The organism is Streptomyces sp. 5K101, assembly GCF_046506645.1.
Classification (GTDB): Bacteria; Actinomycetota; Actinomycetes; order Streptomycetales; family Streptomycetaceae; genus Streptomyces.
This window is the reverse complement of sequence record NZ_JBKFFO010000006.1, coordinates 51527-72028: the sequence shown is the minus strand read 5'-3', so window position 1 is coordinate 72028 and position 20502 is coordinate 51527. Positions and strand designations below refer to the sequence as shown.

Below are 20502 nucleotides of genomic sequence, written 5' to 3'. Positions count from 1 at the left end.
CATCTGCTCCCCCGTGCTCCTCCATGCAGTGACCGAGCACGACACGAACAGGAGACAGCAGTCATGCAGGCACGTATGAAGAACCCCGCCGTCGTCATTACCGAGGCCATGCAGCGCGTCCTCGACCTGCTCAAGGCCGCCCGTACCGGTGGGGTGCCGGAGACCACGCTGGAGTTGGTGCACCTGCGGGCGAGTCAGATCAACGGATGCAGCTACTGCGTCGTCGGCGGGGCTCAGAGTGCCCGCAAGGCCGGGGAGACCGACGAGCGGCTCTTCGCGGTGGCGGCCTGGCGCGAGGCCCCGTTCTTCACCGACGCCGAGCGGGCAGCCCTCGCGCTCACCGAGGCCGCCACCCGGCTCGCGGACAGCTCCGAGGGCGTGCCGGACGCCGTGTGGGACGAGGCCGCCCGGCACTACGACGAGCGCCAGCTCGCCTCGATCACGCCGATGATCGGCGTGACCAACCTCTTCAACCGGCTCAACGCCACGACCCGCCAGGTCGCGGGCCCGACCTGGTAGCGGGCGTACGCCTACGGCGCGACGCGCTCCAGGAACTGCAGCACCGCGGCGTTGAAGTCGGCAGGGCGTTCCAGGTTGGGCATGTGGGCGGCGCCTTCGACGATCGCCAGTGTCGCGTCGGGCAGCAGGGCGTGAAGCGCCCGCGCCTCGGCCACCGGCGTGTACGTGTCGTCGGCGCCGACCACGACCAGCGCGGGCACCCGAGCCTCGGCCAGCGAGGCGCGGTAGTCGGGGCGTTCGGCCCGGCCCCGCAGGGCGGCAGCGGCTCCCTGCGGGGAGGTCGCGCGCATCATCGCGAGGACGTGCCGGGCGACTTCGGGTACGCCGGTGACGTTGTACGGAGCGACCATCTTGTCGATCACCTCGTCGGCGTACCCGTCGAGCCCCTCGGCCAGCAGCCGGTCGGCCAGCGCCTTGCGGAACGCCTTGCCCTCCTGCGTCTCGGCGGCCGGCGAGGTGTCGGCGAGGATCAGGGCACGCACCCGCTCCGGGAAGAGCCGGTGGAACTCCATGGTGATCTGCCCACCCATTGACAGGCCGCCGATCACCGCCCGTTCGAGTCCGAGCCGGTCCAGCAGGGCCGCGGTGTCCTGCGCGAACACGGAGAGCGGCGCCGTGCCGGGAACGACCTCGCTCGTGCCGTAGCCGCGGAGGTCCGCGGTGATGACGCGGTGGCCCGCGCGGGTGAGCGCGTCGGCCTGGGGGTCCCACATGCTGCGGTTGAACGGGTGCCCGTGGACGAGGACGACCGGCAGGCCGTCCACCGGGCCGCGGTCGTCGTAGCCGATCGAAATACCGTTGGCCTGAAGGGAGTTCATGCGGGTCAGCGTAGTCAGCGCGACGGGGCGGACGACGACTGCGACGTGGCCGTACGCGAGGCCCTGCGCGCCGACCGACGATGGGCTCAGGCCGCGAACCCGCCGCCCTGCACGGCGGATGCCGCCCGGGTCAGGGCCTCCTCTATGCGCCGCCGGTGCGGTGTGCGCCGCACCCCGAGCGGCACCCGCGCGGCCCGCAGGACGGTTTCGATCCCGGTGGCCGCCCGTTCCCGACCGATCCGGTCCGGGCGGCGGGCGAAGCCCTGCGCGAGGCGGATGACGTCGATGTAGACCGACTGGAGGCGTTCGAAGTCGAGGTAGATCCGCAGTGCCCTGCGATGCCCCGACAGCGCCTCGGGGCGGCTGCGGGCGAGGGCGGCGCGCCAGGCGTGCCGCGCCGCCCGCCGCTCCGCCCGCCTGGCGTACCGCATCCGGGCCAGGTGGGAGGCGATCTCGTACACCGGGTCGCCGAACAGGGCGAGCTCCCAGTCGATCAGCGAGAGCCCGCCGTCCGCGCCGGCGATGAGGTTGCCGCCGTGGATGTCGGTGTGGAGGAGGACGAAAGGGCGTGTGCCGAGGGCGTCGGCGCGGTGCGCGAGCCGCTCGAAGGCGTCGTCCGGCACCTTCAGCTCGTCGAACAGTGTCCCGAAGTCCTTGCCGTGCCGACCCTTCACCTCGCTCCGGGTGAAGTCGATCAGCGCGCGCAGGAAGCCGGGACAGTCGCCGTCCGCCGGCCATCCCTCGGGACAGGGCGGCAGCAGCCGCGCGGGCACGGCGGCCGTCTGGCGGAACAACTCGCCGAGCGCGTCGATGTGCGTACGACCGAGCCGCCCGCCCCTGCCGAGCCGCTCCGACAGCGCCATCCCCTCGGTGAACGAGTGCACGGTGAAGCCGGGGCGGTCGGCGAGCACGCGGGGGCTGCCCTGCACGCGCCCCTCGATCGCGAAGAGGAGCTCCTCCTCGGGCCAGATCCGCAGGTTGAACTGCCCGGCACCATGGATGGGGGCCCGTACTTTGACGAGCGTGCCGGGAGGCAGCGTGAGGGAACGCGCCAGCGGATGCGTCAGTTCCACGCAGTAGTTGCGGTGGTAATAACCGGCCAGGGGGGTGCCCTCGCCTGCTGCTCGGTACAGCGACTCCCAGCTGTCCACGACACGTCCGGAGGCACTACGGGCTACATCGGGCATGCGGGTCCTGCGCTCTCGAGGCCGAAGGCACCAACGGGCGGGCCGCGCCGGCCGCCGAACACCTTCATACCCAAGGGTAGCTGCGGCCTCAAACCACTTGCACAAGAGGGAAGTTGAGGTTTCGTCAGCTCGGTCGTACCCGGTCAGGAGACGGCCGCGACCAGTTCGTGCACGGAGTCGACGAGGTGTTCGGCGCCCGCGTCGCGCAGCGCGTCACGCTTGGCCGCATCCGGATGGACCCCGATGAACCGCACGCCCGCCTCGGCGGCGGCCAGCGCGTCGTTCGGCGAGTCGCCGATCATGACACCGTCGCCAGGCGCCGTCCCCGTCGCCCGGAGCAGGGCCTCCAGCGCGTACGGATGGGGTTTCATCAGGTCGGGGTCGTCGTGCCGGCCCACGATGCGGTGCCCGTCGCCCGGCCGGTCGGGATCGGTGAAGTGCGCGATGAGGCCGTGCCGCAGGAGATGGGCGCGGATGGCGGGCGCGCAGTTGTTCGACGCGACGCCCAGCAGCTTCCCGGCCGTGACCAGGCGCTCCATCAGGGGGACGGCCCCGGGCGTGGGCGCGGCGGTCGCGGCGGCCAGGGTCTCCTCCTCGGCCAGCAGCTTGCGTACGGCGAGGCCCCGGCCCGATTCGTCGCCGGGGTCGGCGCGGTGGGTGGCGATCAGCACGGCAAGGGGGTCGGTGACGCCGGCGTCGATGCCCGCCCGGTGGAGCCCGTCAGGGCCGATGCGCTCGCACAGCCGGCGGGCGATCCCCGGGGCGCTGCGCTGCGCGAACAGGTCGCACACGGGTCCGTCGAAGTCCAGCAGGACGAGCCGGGCACGGGAGAACAGCTCCCGCACCCGCTGGGAGGGGGAGGAAGTGGAGGTGAGCAACACGATCAGTCGCCAAAGTCCGCATCTCGGGCCAGGAGGTCCCAGTAGGAGTCGAAGAACGCTTGCGCTGTCTCCACCTTCAGTGCCTGGTCGGGCTTGGAGTACGGAAAGAGCGTGGCACCGAGGCCGAGCGAGTTGAGGGTTGTGCCCTCCGGCTCCTCGCCCTCGGCGGTCTGCGGATCCGTTCCTTCCAGGGTGTAGTAGCCCTCGAGGAGCAGATCCTTGTTGAGCAGGTACATCTTGCTGATCGGTGTCAGGGCGACGGTCCGGATCCGGACCGAGACCTGGGGCACCAGCCGCTGTCGCCTGAGGGTACGCAATTCGTCCTTCAGCGACTCGGAACAACGGATCAGGGTGTCACGATGGCGCCTGCGCGGCCGGTCGTCCTCGGAGTCGTCCAGCGATGCCGGGAAGGCGAGCTTGATGCCCGGGTCCGGCACCATCAGCCGCAGCGAGATGCTCCGTGGCCGGATTTCACCGTCATGGATCCGGGTGATCTGGGCACCCAGCTGGCGGTTCATCGTCTCCGACGTCAGCGAGAAGACATCCATGGTGATGTCGTCCGCCTCGAAAGCGGCCTGCAGGTGAGGCTGCAGCGTCTCCAGGGCCTGACGGGGCTCGGTGGGCGCCGCGGGCACCGGAGCGGTGGGCAACCTGCCGCCGGGGACCAGGACGCGCGCACCGCTGCCCTGCCGGGACGCGATCAGGCCCTCTTGGCGGAGTACGTGGAGGGCCTTGGTCACGGTCGCGCGGGAGACGTCGAACGTCTCCATCAACTCGCGCTGCGGCGGCAGCAGTTTACCGGCTCCGTACACACCGTCCAGGATGCCGTCCCGCAACTTGCCTGCGACGTACTCGTACTTGGTGCTGTCATCGCCTGCTGTTCCCTGTGTCGCCACACAACCACCGTACAACCAGACGAACCCGGTGCGTAATTGCCTTGTCACATCAGACAGATCGCGATGCGCTGAGCGACACCATTCGGCCACTTTCCATTTGACCGTATCTTTCCGGTCAAGTGAGCGACCAAATAGTCATACAAGTTTACTGGTCAGCCGGTCCCGGGAAGACAACAATCAGGTCAAGCAGAAGGATTTGTACGATACTTGACTTCTTGACCGAAACTCACGGGGCGCCCAGCAGGTACAACGGCGTGCGGGCACCGGCGCTCCCCGCCATCGTGAAGGAGGGGACCCCCATGCCTCTGCTCGCCCTTGTACTGGCCGTCTTCGCTCTCGGCTTCGAGCAGCTGATCCAATGGCAGTTCGGCGCCATGGGCGTGGTGGGCCTGGCCATGCTGACCATCGGGGTGAAGGCCAGGAACGCGACCTGCACCGCCATCGGCTCGATCATCCTGGTGATGCTGCTGACCGGTCCCGGTCAGTGAGCCCGCCGGGCCGGTGAACCGGCCGGCCGGCGGCCCGGGGACCTCCCACCCGCCCGTCTCAGAAGATGTCCGGGCACCAGGCGCGACGCGCCGTGCGGAACATCCTGTCCGCCAGTGCCGCCGCTCCCGGGCTGTGCTCCTCCACGCGGCCCAGCGCCGCCAGCCGCAGCACCGAGGCGTCACCCAGGTACAGCGCACCCACATCGCGTACGTCGAGCGTCAGATCGGGCGCCGACGAGGACGGGGCGCAGGCCGCCCCGTCCGGCGACACCGTCAGGCCGAAACGGCCGCCCGCGAGACCCGAGGCGTCGAGAACCTCCAGCACCAGCGAACCCGGCACCGCATACGTCCGTGCCTCCAGCGCCCGTACGACGTCCAGCACGCGCACCCACAGGAAGTCCGCCTGCGTGACCACCCGGGCCGCCCTCGGGTCGGGCAGCAGATCCGGGAGCAGGTCGTCGGGGGCGCGCCCGCCCGAACGGACCGTGGTGATCCAGTCCACCGAGCACACGAAGTGCCACAGCGCCCGCTCCGCCGCCGGCGTCACCGCGATCAGGTCCCGGACGGTGGCCGTGTTCAGCGGCTGCTTGGCGTCGCCCCACTTGTCGTCGGCCGCGTACGTCAGCAGGCCCTCCACGTCACCCGCGGCCGACCGGTACACCGCGTAGAACGGCTCCGTCCACGGGAACGCGGATGTCACCACCTGGCCCGTGTTGACCTGCCACCACCGCTCGTCGCGGCTGACCACGCCGTGCTGCCGCGCCGCGAGCCGCCCGTGCAGCTCCGGGCCCAGCTTGCGGACGTCCGAGCCGTCGACCAGGTCGACACGGCCGCCGTCGTCCGGCCGCGACCAGCGGCCGTCCAGGCCGGCGCGCGGCACGTCGACGGACCACTCGGTGAGCGAGGCGGCGGGGCCGTAGCCGTACCGCCCGTAGATCGGGTACTCCGCGGCGATCAGCGTGGAGACCGCGTCGCGGCGCTCCTTGGCCTCCGCCAGGTCCTCGCTGATCATCCGGGTGAGCAGGCCGCGGCGGCGGTGGGTCGGCGAGACGGTCACGTTCGACACGGCGCTCGCCGCGATCCGGGCGCCGCCCACCACGGTGAGCTCCTGGGCGAACGAGCGGTACGTCGCCACGCAGCGGCCCTCGTCGAACGCGCCCTGCGTGCGGGTGAGGTCGGTGTGCGGGAGGCGGCTCGCGACCTCGTCGTCGGTGACGACCGGCGGCCGCAGGAAGCCGGTGGCCAGCGCTTTCAGCCAGTCGGCGAACTCGGTCTCGGCGATGCGACGCGTCTCGACACTCATGCGCCCCACGCTAGGCCGCGGCCCGAACCCGGCGCATGCCGTTTTCGCCGGGGCAGCGGGGGGCGGCCCGCCGCGGGGAGCGCGACGCGCGCCCCGCCGCCGGGGGGCACCGTGGCCCCGCCCCCGGCGGGTCGCCCGCAGGCCCGTGTCAGGTCAGCAGGTCGTCGACCTGCGCTTCGCCCTCGCGGTACCGGCGGGTGATCTCGGCGCTGCAGTCGTCGGCGGTCCGCTGGAGCTCCTGCCGGCGGCGCGAGACCTGCTGTTCGTAGGCGAGCAACCGGCCCATCGCGGTGTGCAGTTCCTCGTCCGTACGGGCGTCGAGGTCGGACAGGCCGACCTCGTCGAGCATGTCGGACGCGAGGCGGCGGTACTCCTCCCCGTGCGGCGTCGACAGCGTGACGTGCCGGGCGGACGACCCACGCCGCGACGGGGCGTCGGCGAGGATCTCGGAGAGCCGGTCCAGGACCGGCGCCTCCGGGTCGGCCCGGCGCGCGACTTCGGCGCGCAGGATGTCGATCCGGCCCTGCACCAGCCGCCGCACATAGCTGAGATCGGCCTCGTCGCGCTGCGAGTCCCGGCGCAGCGCGCGCAGCTCCGGCAGCCGCAGTGTGGCGAGGTCGTGCCGGACGGGCTCGGGAAGCTCGGCGCGGCTGCGCTGGTGGGGCGGCCGGGCGGCCGAGGCGGCTTCCGTCGCGGACGCCGCCCGCCGGTCCGCCGCGGAGACCGGCGCCGAAACCGATACGGGGCCGAGCGAGCGCCCGGCGCCAGATGTGCTCATGTGCGTTGTCCGTCCCCTCGCAACCGGTACACGGGCCCTTTCCGGCGCGGAGGGCCCGGGGATGCACCGCCTGCGAGCATCGTGCCACCCCGATACGTCCCCTCGCAGGCGGTCTGCACCTGTTCGGCCCCGAATGGCGGCCAGGTAGTTTTCTCAGCATGCGTGCAGTGGTGCAGAGGGTGGACGGCGCGAGCGTCGTCGTGCCCGGTGAGTCGGGACCGGAGACCGTCGGCGAGATCGTCGGTGAGGGACTGTGTGTGCTGGTGGGGGTCACCCACGAGGACACGAAGGAGAAGGCGGCTCAACTGGCCCGCAAACTATGGTCCGTACGGCTGCTGGAGGGCGAGAAGTCCTGCTCGGACACGGGGGCGCCGCTCCTGGTGATCTCGCAGTTCACCCTCTACGGGGACGCCCGCAAGGGCCGTCGCCCCACCTGGAACGCGGCGGCGCCGGGCCCCGTCGCCGAACCGCTGGTCGACGAGGTGGTCGCCCAGCTGCGGGCGCTCGGCGCACACGTGGAGACGGGCCGGTTCGGAGCGCAGATGCGTGTCTCGCTGACGAACAACGGCCCGTTCACGATCATCGTCGAGGTGTAGCGGGGCCCCTACGGCGCGACGACCGTCTCACGGCTCGACGACCGTCTCCTGGGCAGCGGCCGTGTCGCCGGCTATCAGCTCCGCGTCCACCGGCACGTTCCGCTTCACCAGCGCGAGCGCGATCGGCCCCAGCTCGTGGTGGCGGCCGGACGTGGTCACGAAGCCCAGCTGGCGGCCCTCATCCCCGTCCGCGGCCAGCCGCACCGGAGTGCCGGGGGCGGGCAGGTGCACGTCGCTGCCGTCCAGGTGGAGGAAGACCAGCCTGCGCGGCGGCTTCCCCAGGTTGTGGACGCGCGCGACGGTCTCCTGGCCGCGGTAACAGCCCTTCTGCAGATGGACCGCGCTGCCGATCCAGCCCAGCTCGTGCGGGATGGTGCGGTGGTCGGTCTCGAACCCGACCCGCGGCCGGTGCTGCTCAATGCGCAGTGCCTCGTACGCGAGGATCCCGGCCACCGGGCCGTGCTGGGCGGCGTACGCCTCCAGGTCCGCGCGCGGCAGGAACACGTCGCGGCCGTACGCCGTCTCCCGGACGACCACGCCGTCCGGGACCTCGGCGATCGAACCGGCCGGCAGGTGGACGACGGCGAAGTCCTCCGTACGGTCGGCGACCTCGACCCGGTAGAAGAACTTCATCGACTCCAGATAGGCGATCAGCGCCTCCTGGGTGCCCGGCTCCACGTGGGCCCACACGGTCTCGCCGTCGTCGACGAGGTACAGGGCGTGCTCGATGTGCCCGTGCGCGGAGAGGATCAGCGCCTCGGTGGCCTGCCCCGGCGGCAGCTCGCTCACGTGCTGGGTCAGCAGCAGATGCAGCCAGCTCAGCCGGTCGTCGCCGGTGACGGTGACGACGCCGCGGTGCGAGAGGTCGACGAGACCCTTGCCGTCGGCGAGTGCGCGCTGCTCACGGAACAGGTCGCCGTAGTGCGCGGCAACCCCTTCGTCGCGTCCCTCGGCGGGGACGGCGCCGGGCAGGGACAGGAGAGGGCTCTTCATACGAGCAAGACTACGACTCGGCGGACGACGTCCCGCCGGACGCCTGGGCCTGCGCCTCGGCCTGCGCCTTCGCCGTGCAGTCCGTGCAGTCCGTGCACCGGCCGAAGATCGCGAAGTGCTTCATGTCCGTGTCGAAGCCGAACGTCGCGCGCAGCTTGGCGGTGAAGTCGGCGGCCACCTCGACGTCCGCCTCGATCACGTCTCCGCAGTCCCGGCACACCAGATGCAGGTGGTGGTGCCGGTCCGCGAGATGGTAGGTGGGGGCGCCGTGCCCGAGATGGGCGTGGGAGACCAGGCCCAGCTCCTCCAGCAGCTCCAGCGTCCGGTAGACCGTGGAGATGTTGACGCCGGACGCCGTCTTGCGCACCTCGCCCAGGATGTCGTCGGGGGTGGCGTGCACGAGGGTGTCCACGGCCTCCAGGACAAGCTGGCGCTGCGGGGTCAGCCGGTAGCCGCGCTGCCGCAGATCGCTCTTCCAGTCGGTGCTCACCACAGCCCCCAGTCTAGGCAGCGGCACGCCGCCCGGCCCCGGCCGGGCACGTGGAAACCGGCCACCGGCAGGACCGTCAATGGCCCCTGCCCTGGTCGGCCACGGACCCGGCTGCATCCTTGGCCTGCCGAAGGTCCTGCCTGCGTGCAGGACGCGATGCCGTCGTCCTACTTGAAGAACGCGATGCCGTCGTCCGGCAGGTCGCCGAGGTCCTTGGCCCAGGACTCGACCTGCTCCGGGGTGACGACCTTCTTCAGGTGCGCCGACATGTACGGCCGCAGCGGGACCTCGGGGGTCGCCTTCTCGCCCACCCACATCAGGTCGCTCTTCACGTAGCCGTAGAGCCGCTTGCCGCCGCTGTACGGGCCCGAGGCGGCGGTGCGCGCGACGGCGTCCGTCACCAGGTCGATCTGCGGCTTCTGGTCGGCGAGCTCGCCGTACCAGACCTCCACGATGCCCTGGTCGCGGACCATCACGACCTCGACCTTGCGGTCCTTGTCGATGCGCCAGTAGCCGCTCTCGCTCTCCAGCGGCTTGACCTTGTTGCCCTCGCCGTCGAGGACCCACGAGTGCGAGACGTACTCGATGAAGTCACGGCCGTCGTGGCTGAAGGTCACGGACTGGCCGAAGTTGCACTTCTCGGCGCCGGGGAAGTCCGAAACGCCCGCACCCTCCCAAGTGCCGAGGAGGAACGCGAGGGGGACGAGGTCCGGATTCAGGTCGGACGGGATCTCGATCATGAGCAGCTCTGTGGGTCGGTGACGGTACGGACGGTCAGCGCTGGCCCTGGTACAGCTTCTTCACAGCCAGACCGGTGAAGGCGAGGACGCCGACGCAGACCAGGACCAGCAGGGCTTCGAAGAAAACGATCACGGAGTGCTCCTCGAATGAGCGGTGAAGGCAGAACGGGCCGGCCCCCAGCTTAGTAGGCCGGGGCCGGGCCCGTTCTGTGAGGTCCGCGTCAGCCGAGGAGCTGGTTCTGCAGGACGACCGTCTGGTGGAAGGGCACCCTCGGGACCTCTCCCTTGCGGGAGAAGACGACGAACGCGACCGTGTCGCCCGCCGTGATGTAGGCGTGGCGGACGTGGACGGGGCCGCGGGGCGCGACCTCGTCGTACACGTAGCGCTCGGTGGATCTCACCCTCGCCTTGGGGTCGTAGGCGTCGTCGTACGACGACGTCTCCTCCACGCCGTTGGGCTGCAGCGTCGTGTCGGGGCTGCCGCCCATCCGGGTGGCGAAGAAGTCGCCCGCGATCGCCGACGTGTGGAAGCGGAGCAGGAAGATCCGGACGGAGGTGCCGTCCGGCATGGTCCAGCCGCGTGCCACGACGTGGCGCGCCCGGGACTCCGTGAGGTGCTCGAGCAGGCTGTCCCGATCGTCGCTCACGTACTGCCCCGTGTAGCGCTCGAACGGCACCCGGCCGCGCTCGCCGCGCAGGGCCGGGTCGGGCGTGCTGCCGGCCGGGGCCGGGAGGAGGAGCTGCTCCAGGTCGGCGTAGTGGATCTCGGCCGGGTTCGTCTGGTCGTACGGGAGCGGAGCACCGGCCGGCAGCACCGGCTTGGTGAGCTTCGGGTAGTCCCACCGCCCGTCGCTCAGCGTCGACAGCCCCGGGACGTCGGTGCGCTCCTGCGTGACGATGCCGTACGCGGTGCCGGTGCCCACCGCGGCGAAGACGACCGCGGCGGCCGTCCAGCGCAGCACGGCCCGCAGGACCCGCCGGTCCCGCGGCGGTGCGGGCGTGGTGAGCGGTGCCGCGACGTCCGGCGCGGGCGGGACGGCGTCCGTCGCGGGTGCCTCGGGCGGCGCGGGCTGGGGCGGCATGGGCGGGGTGTTGTCGGTCACACGGCCTCCCCGGGCGACGAGATGTGGTCGAGCTGCTCGCGCACGAGATTCTTGATGCTTCCGGTCGCCAGCGGCTTGGCGCCGTACGCGTACACGCTCACCAGGACCTCCCCCACGGGGGCCGTGCACATCATGACGTCGAGGTCCACCTTGTCGATCTCGGGCATCAGGAAGCACGTCGCCTTCGGGTGGTCCTTGATCTTCGGTCCCTTGCGGAAGACCCCGAAGGCGTCGGCCATCTCCTTCTGGAACGCGGCGATGCTGCCGACGGCCTTGGTGTTCTTCAGCTGCGCCAGCCGGATCTCCACGACGAAGCGCGAGTCGACCGGGCGGTAGCTGCGCACGGCCAGGCCCTTGATGCCCAGCTTGTCGACGGCCTTGTCGTGCCGCTTGCGCTTCGCGCTCGGCAGCCCGCGCGAGCCTTCCTTGAACAGCGCGACGGCCCGCTCGGCGTCCAGCACGCTGTCGTTGCCGAACTCGTCGACGTCGGGGCCCGGCTGGTATTGGAGAGGCACGGGCAGGAGCTGGGCCGCCAGGCCGGTGGGCTCCAGCGCCGGGATGTCGTTCTCCGGGTGCTCGGCGGGTTCCGCCCAGACGACGGTGGGCGCGGTCCGGTCCGCTTCCTGGAGGACGGACCAGCCCCAGGCGCCTGCGCCGGCGATCAGGCCGAGGCTCAAGGTGGTCGCGACCAGCGCGACGGGGAAGCGGCGCCGGCGCGGCGGCGCGGTGGGCGCCGGGGCCGTCGGGGCCGTCGGGGCTGTCGAGGCTGTCGGGGCTGTCGGCGTGGTGGGCTCTGTCGGCTCGGTCACAGTCGCTCCAACTGGCGCTTGGCGAGCGACTTCAGGTCCTTCTCGTCGACCGGTCCCGAGTTGTTCGCGTATTCCATGATCATCACGATGTCGCCCCGCCATGCCACGGCGCGGCCTCGGTACAGGGGCTCGTAGCCTGCCTCGCGCAGCGGCTCGTCGAAGACGTAGGTGCGGCCGTCGGCACTGCCGGGAATCGGCTCACCGTCGTTGCCCGCCCACTTCTCGTTGTCCAAGTACGACTGCTGCGCCTCGCCGAAGGCCCCGGCGTTCAGTTCCTCGTCCTCACGGAACTGCACCAGCCGGATGTCGACGTAGACCTCGCCGTCCACGGACCAGCTCACGGCCGCGCACCGGCGGAACCCGTCCTCTGCGAGGTTCTCGAACATCGACTCCTCGTGGTCGAACCATGTCGCGAACGCGTACAGGTCCTCCCAGTCGGCCTCGCTCTCGGTCTTGGCGCCCTTCGGCTTCGACAGCAGCAGTTCGCGCAGGTCGCCGTCGGTCTTGACCCACCGATTCACGTTCAGGGACCGGGCGGTCGTGCCCGCCTTGGCCGAGACGGGCTTCGGGGTCGTGATGTCGGGCTGGGACAGCACGGGGAGCGGAGTGGGCTCGCGCTGGTACTGAACGGCGTAGCCGGTGACCGTGCCGGCGACGAGACCGAGCACCGCGCCGGCGGCGACCAGCCCGACGACGCGCCGCCACCGACGCCCCTGCCCGGCCGCCGCACCTTCCGCGCCGGAGGGCGCGGGTTCAGCGGCGACGGCCAGGGTTCCGACGGCGGTCGACCCGGGTTCGGCGCCGGCCGACGCGGGTTCAGCGGCAGCCGGCGCGGTGCCGGCGGCAGCTGGCGCGGCCGGTGGTCCGGCCGGGGCCGGTGGTGTGTCAGGGGCCGGGGCCGGTGCGGTCCCGGTGTCCTGCGTTTCCAAAGAGTCCCCCCATGAGACGTGAAGCGCGGATTCCGTATCCGCGTACACACCTGACACCTGACACGGCCCGGGGGTTGTGGCCGGGAGCATTACAGTTCGGCATATGGCGAACAAGCTCGTGATCAAGGTGACCGCAGGTGCCGACGCACCCGAACGCTGCTCCCAGGCCTTCACCGTGGCGGCCGTCGCCGTTGCCAGTGGGGTCGAGGTGTCGCTCTGGCTGACCGGTGAGTCCTCGTGGTTCGCCCTGCCCGGGCGCGCCGCCGAGTTCGAACTGCCGCACGCCGCGCCGCTCCCCGATCTGCTCGAATCGATCCTGGCCGGCGGGCGCGTCACCCTGTGCACCCAGTGCGCGGCCCGGCGCGAGATCACGGAGAAGGACGTGCTGGACGGCGTACGGATCGCGGGCGCGCAGGTCTTCGTCAGCGAGGCCGTGCAGGACGACGCGCAGGCCCTCGTCTACTGACGCGGCCTGCGTTTCCCGTCGAGCTCGTCCCACCACTCGTCGGACTTCGGGTCCCCGGACGGGTCGTCCCACCAGCGGTCGTCCGGGCCCCGCCGGTTGGCGATCACCGCCGCGACCGGCGGGATGACCATGGCGACGAGGCACATGCCGACGGCCACCGGGACCGACCAGAGCCGCACGACGGCCCAGGCGGAGACAAAAAGGAGGAGGCATCCGCCCATCATCAGCAGGTAGGTGCGACGCCGTCGGGCGAGCATGTCTTCAGCGTACGACCGAAGGGCCGCACCTCGTTCCCGGTAAGCGTCCAACCCCCAGGAGGTGCGGCCCTTCGGCCGGTCAGTCGGCGATCAGACGGCGATCGCGACCTCGGAGAGTCCGCCCGTCTGGGCGACGACGGTACGGTCCGCCGTGGCGCCCGGGACCAGGGCGCGCACGGTCCACGTGCCCTCGGCCGCGTAGAAGCGGAACTGTCCGGTCGCCGAGGTCGGGACCTCGGCGGTGAACTCGCCGGTCGAGTCCAGCAGGCGCACGTAGCCGGTCACGGGCTCGCCGTTGCGGGTCACCTGGCCCTGGATGGTGGTCTCACCGGGCTTGATCGTCGAGGCGTCGGGGCCGCCGGCCTTCGCTCCACACATGTTCTTCGTCCTTATGGGTCGGTCGGGGCGGATTACTTGTTGGCGCCGAGCTCGATCGGCACGCCGACGAGGGAGCCGTACTCGGTCCAGGAACCGTCGTAGTTCTTGACGTTCTCGACACCGAGCAGCTCGTGCAGCACGAACCAGGTCAGCGCGGAACGCTCACCGATGCGGCAGTACGCGATGGTGTCCTTCGCCAGGTCGACCTGCTCGTCGGCGTAGAGCTCGCGGAGTTCGTCGTCCGACTTGAAGGTGCCGTCGTCGTTGGCGTTCTTCGACCACGGGATGTTGCGGGCGCTCGGCACGTGGCCGGGGCGCTGCGACTGCTCCTGCGGGAGGTGGGCCGGGGCGAGCAGCTTGCCGCTGAACTCGTCGGGCGACCGCACGTCGACCAGGTTCTGGTTGCCGATCGCGGCGACCACGTCGTCACGGAAGGCACGGATGGACGTGTCCTGCGGCTTCGCCTTGTACTCGGTGGCCGGACGCGAGGGGACCTCCGCGACGAGGTCGCGGGAGTCGAGCTCCCACTTCTTGCGGCCACCGTCGAGCAGACGGACGTCGCTGTGGCCGTAGAGCTTGAAGTACCAGAAGGCGTAGGACGCGAACCAGTTGTTGTTGCCGCCGTAGAGGACGACGGTGGTGTCGTTCGCGATGCCCTTCGCCGACAGGAGCTTCTCGAAGCCCTCCTGGTCGATGAAGTCACGGCGGACCGGGTCCTGGAGGTCCTTGGTCCAGTCGATGCGGATCGCGTTCTTGATGTGGTTCTTGTCGTAGGCCGAGGTGTCCTCGTCGACCTCGACGATCGCGACCTTCGGGTCGTCGATGTGGGCCTCGACCCAGTCGGCGTCTACCAGGACGTCGCTGCGGCTCATGTTTCTTCTCCTCCGGGGCAGTGTGCGGCGGTGGTGCGCGAGGGGTTGTGCGCGAGAGGGGTGTGCGGTACGCGGGAGGCGCGTGGATCAGCACGGTGGCGGCCCTGACAGTGGTCGAAGGGCCTGAGGGATACGGGAGTCGGGGCCCGCTCAGACGGTGCGACAGAGCATGGCGGCGACGCGGCACAGGTCAACTGCCCGCCGCTTCGTGAGATCCGCCTGTCGCTGCTTCATGGGACCGATCGTAGGGACGAGTCGGCGGCCATGTCACCGGTGTGTCGTATGGTGAGACGCGATCGTCCACTATGCAGGACGGCGGGGGCCCCGGGCCGTCCCCCGGCCCCCTGGGCCACGACTCCCGCGCCGCCACCTCCTGCCCACCGGACGAAGCCGTCTCACCATGCGGCCACCGACCGTCCGCGTCCGCCGGCCCGCCCCCCTTCGGACCGGGCGGGCGGCCGCGGGCCGGGGACCGCGCCGCACCCGTCCGACACCCTCCGGCCCGCCCCCTCGGTCCGGTCTCAGCCGGTCAGGGCCACGTCCGTGCCGGTGCCCGAGAACCGCAGGCCCTCGTCCGTCACCCCGACCTTGTCGAGGCTGATGCTCGACGGCAGTCCGTCGATCTTCAGGTCGTAGTCCACGGCCTCGCGCAGCTCGGCGTCGAAGCCCGGGACGGGCAGCCGCGGCAGCTCCTCCGCCGTCAGCCGCACCGTGGTCCCGTCGCTCAGGCCGACCGTGCTGTACGTGCTGACCTGACGGTCTCCGAGCAGCGTCTTCAGCGTGTCGGGCACCGGGACGCCCGCGCCCTCCAGCAGCCCGGTCAGCGGACCGGTCACCTTGACCTGCCCCTTCGCGGCCCGCTCGGGACCGGCGTACCCGACGGTGGCGCCCCGGGGAGCCGCCTCGGTCAGGTCCGCGTACGAGATGCGGGCCGACCCGTCGGCCCGGCCGGCGGTGGCGGAGGAGAAGCTCCCGTCGACGCGCACCTGGCGCAGCTCGGCCTTCACCTCGGTGACGTTGACCTCACGTCCGCCCGCGACGGCGGTGATGCCGGAGAGGCTCACGTCGACCTCGTTCAGCTCCCTGCCCAGCACCTGGGTGAGGAACGGGAAGCCGCCGATCGACACCTCAGGGGTCTCGGACAGCCCCTGACTGCTCTTGATCCTGTCCGCCGCCTCGGACTCGGCCATGCCGACCGCCAGCCGGTCGGCGGCGACGAAGAGGCCGCCGAGGACGACGCCGACGATCAGCAGTATCCGCAGTGCACGCATTGCTCGGTGTCCCCCACCCTGTCCTCACCCTGTCCTGTCGGCCCCCGGCCGCCCGTGGGCATGAATCGGTCCGGACGACGCAGTCTGCTCAAATGATCGACGTCCGGGACCCGGCATTGGTTCCTCACGGGCCTTGGCCGCGCCACACGACCGCCGGTCCGTGCGGGCTCAGACCAGTGCGCGGCCGAGCAGATACACCGCGGGGGCCGCGGCCGTCAGCGGCAGCGCCACGCCCGCCGTCATGTGCACGAAGCGGGACGGGTAGTCGTAGCTCGCCACCCGCAGCCCGATCAGCGCGCAGGCGCCGGCCGCGCATCCGAGCAGCGCGCCCCCGGACGCCGTACCGGCCGGCCCGCCCGCGGCGATGCCCGCTCCGGCGGCCGTGAGCAGCGCGACCACGACGGAGACCGGGCCCGGCAGCGGCAGCGCACGGGCGACGGCGGCCGCGGCGACGGCGATCGCGCCGGTCGTCACCGCGTCGGCCTCCGCCGCGAGGAGCCCCGTGGCGATGATCGCCAGCGCGGACGAGGCGACGGTCGCCATCAGCCCGGCCATCCGCTCGTCCGCGCTCGCGTGGCTGCGCAGCTGCAGCACGAGCGTGAGCAGCACCCACACGCCGAGCGTGCCGATGATCGCGGCCGGGGCGTTCTCCGGGCCCGCCGCGAGCAGCGCGGCGTCGGCGACGAGGCCGCCCGCGAAGGCCAGGGCGATGCCCTGGCGCGCGGGCCACATGCCGTTCAACCGGAACCAGCCCGCCGCGGTGACCGCCTGGAGCAGCACGAGGGGGACGAGCAGCGCGTACGTGCCGAGGGCGGCACCGCCCGCGAGCAGCAGACCGAGCACGGCGGTCAGCCCGGCGGGCTGCAGACCGGGCGCGATGATCGGCGAACGGCCTTCGGCGCGGGCCCGCTGGGCCTCCGTGAGCCGCGGCCGCGCGGCGTCCCCGGGTGAGCCGTGGCCCTCCCCGGCCGGGGCGGCAGGAGCCTCGGGCGGCAGCACGGCGGCCGCCTCGGCGGGCCGCGGCGGCGGGTAGGCGGCACTGGTCGGGGCGGCGGGCGCGGCACCGGAGGCGGCAGCGGATGAGGCGCCGGACGCGGCAGCGGGCCGCACGGCCGGCTGGTACTGGGTGTCCCAGGTCTCGCCCTGCCAGGTCTGCGTGGCGCCCGCGTCCGGGTAGGGCTGCTGCCCGTACGCGTCCTGCTGGTACGGCTCGGGCTGCTGCGGCCTGTACGGCTCGTACGCTCCGTAGGAGCCGTACGGATTCTGCTGATCGCTGCTCATGCTGTGCGGTTCACCCTCCTGCGAACGGCGGGAGCACCTCGACCGTGCCGCCCTCGGCAAGGCGTACGGTCTCATGACTCCGGGTCCCGACGGGGTCACCGTCGACGAGGAACGAACACCTGCGGAGTACCCGCGTCAGCTCGCCCGGGTGGCGTTCGCGCACCGCGTCGAGCGCCTCGGCGAGCGTATTCGCCGCGTACGGCTCCTCCGCGACGCCGGCCGCAGCCTTGGCCGCGGCCCAGTAGCGGATGGTTCCCGCTGCCATAGCGGCACTCCTCTCCTTCGTGTCGCGCCGCCCTCCATCATGGGTCATGCGGCGACCAGCCAGTCGGCGAGGCGGAGAAGCAGCGCCTCGTCGGCGGCGTTCTCGGCGTGGCCCATGCCCACTTCCAGCCACAGCTCGGCCGAGTCCCCGGCGGCCGCGGCCAGCATGCGCGGATGGTCGAGCGGGAAATAGGGATCGCTGTCGCCGTGCACGATCAGCAGCGGGGTGGGCGCGATCAGCGGCACGGACTCGACCGGTGAGAGGGGAACCGGATCCCAGTCCCGGTGGTGGATACGGGTGCGCAGGCCGTAGCGGCCCACCAGCCGGCCGACCGGGCGGGTGACGACCCAGTGGAGACGGCGCATCGGGGCCGTGCCCCGGTAGTACCAGCGCGCAGGGGAACTCACCGCGGCCACCGCATCGGTCCGTGCCTCCGTGCGCCCCGCGCGCTTCTGCTCGGCCGCGTGGCGCAGGACGACGGAGCCGCCCATGGAGAACCCGACCGTCACCACCCTGCCGTATCCGAGCGAGCGGGCCCACTCCACCGCGGCGGCCAGGTCGAGCACCTCGCGGTCGCCCACGGTGGAGCGTCCGCCCGAGCGGCCGTGCCCGCGGAACGAGAACGTCACCACACCCGCCCGCCGCGCGAAGACGCCGGCCGCGCGGCGCAGCGCGGGCCGGTCGACGGAGCCCGTGAAACCGTGGGCGACGACGATCGCCGTGGTGGCCGGACCGGCCGCGCACGGCTGGTGGAACGCCTCGATCCGTACACCGTCGAGAGCCCGCAACATTGCGCGCCGGGGGCCGGTAGAGATCGAGGACACGTCCACAGTGTGAAATCCGCCCTCTTCCACGCAACTCATGTGGGCTATTCTGCTGGCAGAGGATCCGGGCAATGCCGCCCCCGGGTCCTTTTGTGTTTCCGGACGTTGTTACGGCCGGGTGAACACAAGCTCACACAGGCTCTCGGGCGCGAGAGAGCCGCCGTACGAAGCAGTGCCGCAGCGTCCTCGCAGGGACCGAGGAGGAACCGACGTCATGGACGAGCGAACCGAGCACCGATCCGAGCACCGATCCGAGGACATGGATCGCAGGGCGATCCGGACGGGTGGAATCCGATGAGCTCTCTGCTGCTCCTGACCAATGCCCTCCAGCCGTCGACGGAGGTTCTCCCCGCCCTCGGACTGCTGCTGCACAACGTACGGGTCGCCCCCGCCGAGGGACCGGCCCTCGTCGACACCCCCGGGGCCGACGTCATCCTCGTCGACGGCCGCCGCGACCTGCCACAGGTCCGGTCGCTGTGCCAGCTGCTGCGCTCCACCGGGCCGGGCTGCCCGCTGATCCTGGTCGTCACCGAGGGCGGCCTCGCCGCCGTCACCGCCGACTGGGGCATCGACGACGTCCTGCTCGACACCGCCGGACCGGCAGAGGTCGAGGCGCGGCTGCGGCTCGCCATGGGCCGCCAGCAGATCACCTCCGACGACTCCCCCATGGAGATCCGCAACGGCGATCTGTCGGTGGACGAGGCGACCTACAGCGCGAAGCTGAAGGGCCGGGTCCTGGACCTGACCTTCAAGGAGTTCGAGCTGCTCAAGTACCTCGCCCAGCACCCGGGCCGGGTCTTCACCCGCGCCCAGCTGCTGCAGGAGGTCTGGGGCTACGACTACTTCGGCGGTACGCGCACGGTCGACGTCCACGTACGGCGGCTGCGCGCCAAGCTCGGCCCCGAGCACGAGTCCCTCATCGGAACCGTACGGAACGTGGGCTACCGCTTCGTCGCCCCGGAGAAGGTCGAGCGGGCGGCGGAGGAGGCCAAGGCGAAGGCGTCGGCTGCCGTCACCCACTCGGAGGACGCCCCTGTGATCGACGATGCGGTCGTACGCCCTGCCCAGAGGTAGGTCACCCCGCGTAGACTTCGCGCCGTGGCCAAGGTGACGCGGGACGACGTTGCGCGACTGGCGGGTACTTCGACCGCCGTCGTCAGCTACGTCATCAACAACGGACCCCGGCCGGTCGCCCCGGCCACGCGCGAGCGGGTTCTCGCAGCGATCAAGGAGCTGGGGTACCGGCCCGACCGGGTCGCGCAGGCGATGGCCTCGCGACGGACGGATCTCATAGGCATGATCGTGCCGGACGCCCGGCAGCCGTTCTTCGCCGAGATGGCACACGCGGTCGAACAGGCCGCCGCCGAGCGCGGGAAAATGGTACTCGTCGGCAATTCGGACTACCGGGACGAGCGCGAGGTCCACTATCTGCGCGCGTTCCTCGGCATGCGCGTCTCGGGACTGATCCTGGTCAGCCAGGGCATGAGCGAGCGGGCCGCGGCCGAGATCGAGGCGTGGGACGCGAGGGTCGTGCTGCTGCACGAGCGGCCCGAGGCCATCGACGACGTCGCGGTCGTGACGGACGACATCGGCGGCGCGCAGCTCGCGACCCGGCACCTGCTGGAGCACGGCCACGAGTACGTCGCGTGTCTCGGCGGCATCCCGAACACCCCCGCGGTGGGCGACCCGGTCGCCGACCACGTCGAGGGCTGGCGGCGGGCGATGAAGGAGTCGGGGCGCTCGATCGACGGGCGGCTCTTCGAGGCGCCGTACAACCGCTACGACGCGTATCAGATCGCGCTGAAGATCCTGTCCGGCCCGGACCGGCCCCCGGCGATCTTCTGCTCGACGGACGACCAGGCGTTCGGTGTGCTGCGGGCGGCGCGGGAGCTGCGGATAGACGTGCCGGGCGAGCTGGCGGTGGCGGGCTTCGACGACGTGAAGGAGGCGGCGCTGACGGATCCGCCGCTGACGACGATCTCGTCGGACCGGCCCGCGATGGCCCGCGCGGCGGTGGACCTGGTCCTGGACGACGGCCTGCGGGTGGCGGGCTCGCGCCGCGAGCGGGTGAAGCTGTTCCCGTCGGGCTTGGTGATCCGCCGCTCCTGCGGCTGCGGCGGGTGACGCTGCGGGGCGCTGCCTTGGCGTGACCGTGCGGCACGGGGTGGCTGCGCCCACGAGCGCGACGGCCCGCCGGGGCGCCGCTCCGGACCCCGCGCCTCAAACGCCGGCGGGGCTGACTTTGCCCCCGGCGTGACCGCTCCCGCGAAGTCGCGGCCTTTATATCGGGCATACGCGGTTCTGTCGGGCTTCTCAGCGCCGTCTCAGACCGCTCTCATCTGCGCGGGCGACAGTCGT

At 71.6% G+C, this 20502-nt stretch carries 26 protein-coding genes; 6 read left to right on the top strand and 20 right to left on the bottom strand.

Annotation, left to right across the window (positions count from 1 at the left end):
* The first annotated feature begins 63 nt into the window (after window positions 1–63).
* A complete protein-coding gene (locus tag ACLB9X_RS13840) occupies window positions 64–519 on the top strand; it encodes a carboxymuconolactone decarboxylase family protein (protein WP_410360623.1) in 456 nt (151 codons plus the stop codon).
* An 11-nt stretch (window positions 520–530) separates the two neighbouring features.
* On the opposite strand, the gene ACLB9X_RS13835 is transcribed toward ACLB9X_RS13840, so the two are convergent.
* The 4 genes from ACLB9X_RS13835 to ACLB9X_RS13820 all read right to left on the bottom strand — a co-directional run bounded on the left by ACLB9X_RS13835 (window position 531) and on the right by ACLB9X_RS13820 (window position 4301).
* A complete protein-coding gene (locus ACLB9X_RS13835; protein ID WP_410360622.1) occupies window positions 531–1337 on the bottom strand; it encodes an alpha/beta fold hydrolase in 807 nt (268 codons plus the stop codon).
* A gap of 86 nt (window positions 1338–1423) precedes the next feature.
* Complete coding sequence (locus tag ACLB9X_RS13830) at window positions 1424–2524, bottom strand: phosphotransferase (RefSeq protein WP_410360621.1); 1101 nt, start codon at window positions 2522–2524, stop codon at window positions 1424–1426.
* Between the two features lie 143 nt (window positions 2525–2667).
* On the bottom strand, window positions 2668–3402 hold the full coding sequence (locus ACLB9X_RS13825) for an HAD family hydrolase (RefSeq protein WP_410360620.1): 735 nt from the start codon (window positions 3400–3402) through the stop codon (window positions 2668–2670).
* A 5-nt stretch (window positions 3403–3407) separates the two neighbouring features.
* Window positions 3408–4301: a winged helix-turn-helix domain-containing protein gene (locus tag ACLB9X_RS13820; protein ID WP_410360619.1), complete on the bottom strand. Its 894-nt coding sequence runs from the start codon at window positions 4299–4301 to the stop codon at window positions 3408–3410.
* A gap of 299 nt (window positions 4302–4600) precedes the next feature.
* Between ACLB9X_RS13820 and ACLB9X_RS13815 the strand changes: the two genes are divergently transcribed.
* The gene (locus tag ACLB9X_RS13815; protein ID WP_392326667.1) at window positions 4601–4789 is read left to right on the top strand and encodes a hypothetical protein; all 189 of its coding nucleotides are present in this window, start codon (window positions 4601–4603) and stop codon (window positions 4787–4789) included.
* Between the two features lie 58 nt (window positions 4790–4847).
* Here ACLB9X_RS13815 and ACLB9X_RS13810 read toward each other — a convergent pair whose 3' ends face one another.
* On the bottom strand, window positions 4848–6092 hold the full coding sequence (locus ACLB9X_RS13810; protein ID WP_410360618.1) for a GNAT family N-acetyltransferase: 1245 nt from the start codon (window positions 6090–6092) through the stop codon (window positions 4848–4850).
* 148 nt (window positions 6093–6240) lie between these two features.
* Window positions 6241–6870, bottom strand: coding sequence for an AmfC protein (locus ACLB9X_RS13805; RefSeq protein ID WP_410360617.1), 630 nt, complete (start codon window positions 6868–6870; stop codon window positions 6241–6243).
* Between the two features lie 158 nt (window positions 6871–7028).
* Here ACLB9X_RS13805 and dtd point away from each other — a divergent pair, with 158 nt between their 5' ends.
* Window positions 7029–7466: a D-aminoacyl-tRNA deacylase gene (dtd, locus tag ACLB9X_RS13800; RefSeq protein ID WP_410360616.1), complete on the top strand. Its 438-nt coding sequence runs from the start codon at window positions 7029–7031 to the stop codon at window positions 7464–7466.
* Between the two features lie 27 nt (window positions 7467–7493).
* On the opposite strand, the gene ACLB9X_RS13795 is transcribed toward dtd, so the two are convergent.
* The 6 genes from ACLB9X_RS13795 to ACLB9X_RS13770 all read right to left on the bottom strand — a co-directional run bounded on the left by ACLB9X_RS13795 (window position 7494) and on the right by ACLB9X_RS13770 (window position 12269).
* Window positions 7494–8459: a YgfZ/GcvT domain-containing protein gene (locus tag ACLB9X_RS13795; RefSeq protein WP_410360615.1), complete on the bottom strand. Its 966-nt coding sequence runs from the start codon at window positions 8457–8459 to the stop codon at window positions 7494–7496.
* A 10-nt stretch (window positions 8460–8469) separates the two neighbouring features.
* On the bottom strand, window positions 8470–8952 hold the full coding sequence (locus ACLB9X_RS13790; protein ID WP_410360614.1) for a Fur family transcriptional regulator: 483 nt from the start codon (window positions 8950–8952) through the stop codon (window positions 8470–8472).
* Window positions 8953–9116: 164 nt separating this feature from the next.
* Entirely contained in the window at window positions 9117–9689 is a 573-nt protein-coding gene (locus tag ACLB9X_RS13785) for an FABP family protein (protein WP_410360613.1), read from the bottom strand.
* A gap of 221 nt (window positions 9690–9910) precedes the next feature.
* Window positions 9911–10792, bottom strand: coding sequence for a hypothetical protein (locus ACLB9X_RS13780; protein ID WP_410360612.1), 882 nt, complete (start codon window positions 10790–10792; stop codon window positions 9911–9913).
* Window positions 10789–11601: a hypothetical protein gene (locus ACLB9X_RS13775; protein ID WP_410360611.1), complete on the bottom strand. Its 813-nt coding sequence runs from the start codon at window positions 11599–11601 to the stop codon at window positions 10789–10791. Before ACLB9X_RS13775 ends, ACLB9X_RS13780 begins: the two co-directional genes overlap by 4 nt.
* Window positions 11598–12269, bottom strand: a complete 672-nt coding sequence (locus ACLB9X_RS13770; RefSeq protein ID WP_410360610.1) for a hypothetical protein — start codon at window positions 12267–12269, stop codon at window positions 11598–11600. The genes ACLB9X_RS13775 and ACLB9X_RS13770 overlap by 4 nt, the downstream gene beginning before the upstream one ends.
* 364 nt (window positions 12270–12633) lie before the next feature.
* On the opposite strand from ACLB9X_RS13770, the gene ACLB9X_RS13765 reads away from it, so the two are divergent.
* Window positions 12634–12996 carry a DsrE family protein gene (locus tag ACLB9X_RS13765; RefSeq protein WP_410360609.1) on the top strand — a complete coding sequence of 121 codons (363 nt, stop codon included), beginning with the start codon at window positions 12634–12636 and terminating at the stop codon, window positions 12994–12996.
* Here the strand turns inward: ACLB9X_RS13765 and ACLB9X_RS13760 are convergent.
* The 8 genes from ACLB9X_RS13760 to ACLB9X_RS13725 all read right to left on the bottom strand — a co-directional run bounded on the left by ACLB9X_RS13760 (window position 12990) and on the right by ACLB9X_RS13725 (window position 18183).
* On the bottom strand, window positions 12990–13304 hold the full coding sequence (locus tag ACLB9X_RS13760) for a DUF3099 domain-containing protein (RefSeq protein WP_410360608.1): 315 nt from the start codon (window positions 13302–13304) through the stop codon (window positions 12990–12992). The two genes, ACLB9X_RS13765 and ACLB9X_RS13760, sit on opposite strands and share 7 nt — an antisense overlap.
* A 39-nt stretch (window positions 13305–13343) precedes the next feature.
* Window positions 13344–13631: a DUF1416 domain-containing protein gene (locus ACLB9X_RS13755; protein WP_365994273.1), complete on the bottom strand. Its 288-nt coding sequence runs from the start codon at window positions 13629–13631 to the stop codon at window positions 13344–13346.
* A gap of 32 nt (window positions 13632–13663) precedes the next feature.
* Entirely contained in the window at window positions 13664–14503 is an 840-nt protein-coding gene (locus ACLB9X_RS13750; RefSeq protein WP_410360607.1) for a sulfurtransferase, read from the bottom strand.
* A 150-nt stretch (window positions 14504–14653) separates the two neighbouring features.
* Window positions 14654–14737: a putative leader peptide gene (locus ACLB9X_RS13745; RefSeq protein ID WP_355648638.1), complete on the bottom strand. Its 84-nt coding sequence runs from the start codon at window positions 14735–14737 to the stop codon at window positions 14654–14656.
* Between the two features lie 287 nt (window positions 14738–15024).
* On the bottom strand, window positions 15025–15774 hold the full coding sequence (locus tag ACLB9X_RS13740) for a DUF2993 domain-containing protein (protein ID WP_410360606.1): 750 nt from the start codon (window positions 15772–15774) through the stop codon (window positions 15025–15027).
* A gap of 168 nt (window positions 15775–15942) precedes the next feature.
* Window positions 15943–17055, bottom strand: coding sequence for a hypothetical protein (locus ACLB9X_RS13735; protein ID WP_410360605.1), 1113 nt, complete (start codon window positions 17053–17055; stop codon window positions 15943–15945).
* A gap of 10 nt (window positions 17056–17065) precedes the next feature.
* Complete coding sequence (locus ACLB9X_RS13730) at window positions 17066–17320, bottom strand: MoaD/ThiS family protein (RefSeq protein ID WP_410360604.1); 255 nt, start codon at window positions 17318–17320, stop codon at window positions 17066–17068.
* 44 nt (window positions 17321–17364) lie between these two features.
* On the bottom strand, window positions 17365–18183 hold the full coding sequence (locus tag ACLB9X_RS13725; protein ID WP_410360603.1) for an alpha/beta hydrolase: 819 nt from the start codon (window positions 18181–18183) through the stop codon (window positions 17365–17367).
* Between the two features lie 255 nt (window positions 18184–18438).
* On the opposite strand from ACLB9X_RS13725, the gene ACLB9X_RS13720 reads away from it, so the two are divergent.
* Together ACLB9X_RS13720 and ACLB9X_RS13715 are read left to right on the top strand one after the other, a co-directional pair.
* Window positions 18439–19218, top strand: a complete 780-nt coding sequence (locus ACLB9X_RS13720; RefSeq protein ID WP_410360602.1) for a response regulator transcription factor — start codon at window positions 18439–18441, stop codon at window positions 19216–19218.
* Window positions 19219–19242: 24 nt separating this feature from the next.
* Window positions 19243–20268 (top strand): LacI family DNA-binding transcriptional regulator, encoded by a 1026-nt coding sequence (locus ACLB9X_RS13715; RefSeq protein WP_410360601.1) that lies wholly within the window; start codon window positions 19243–19245, stop codon window positions 20266–20268.
* The last annotated feature ends 234 nt before the right edge of the window (window positions 20269–20502 follow it).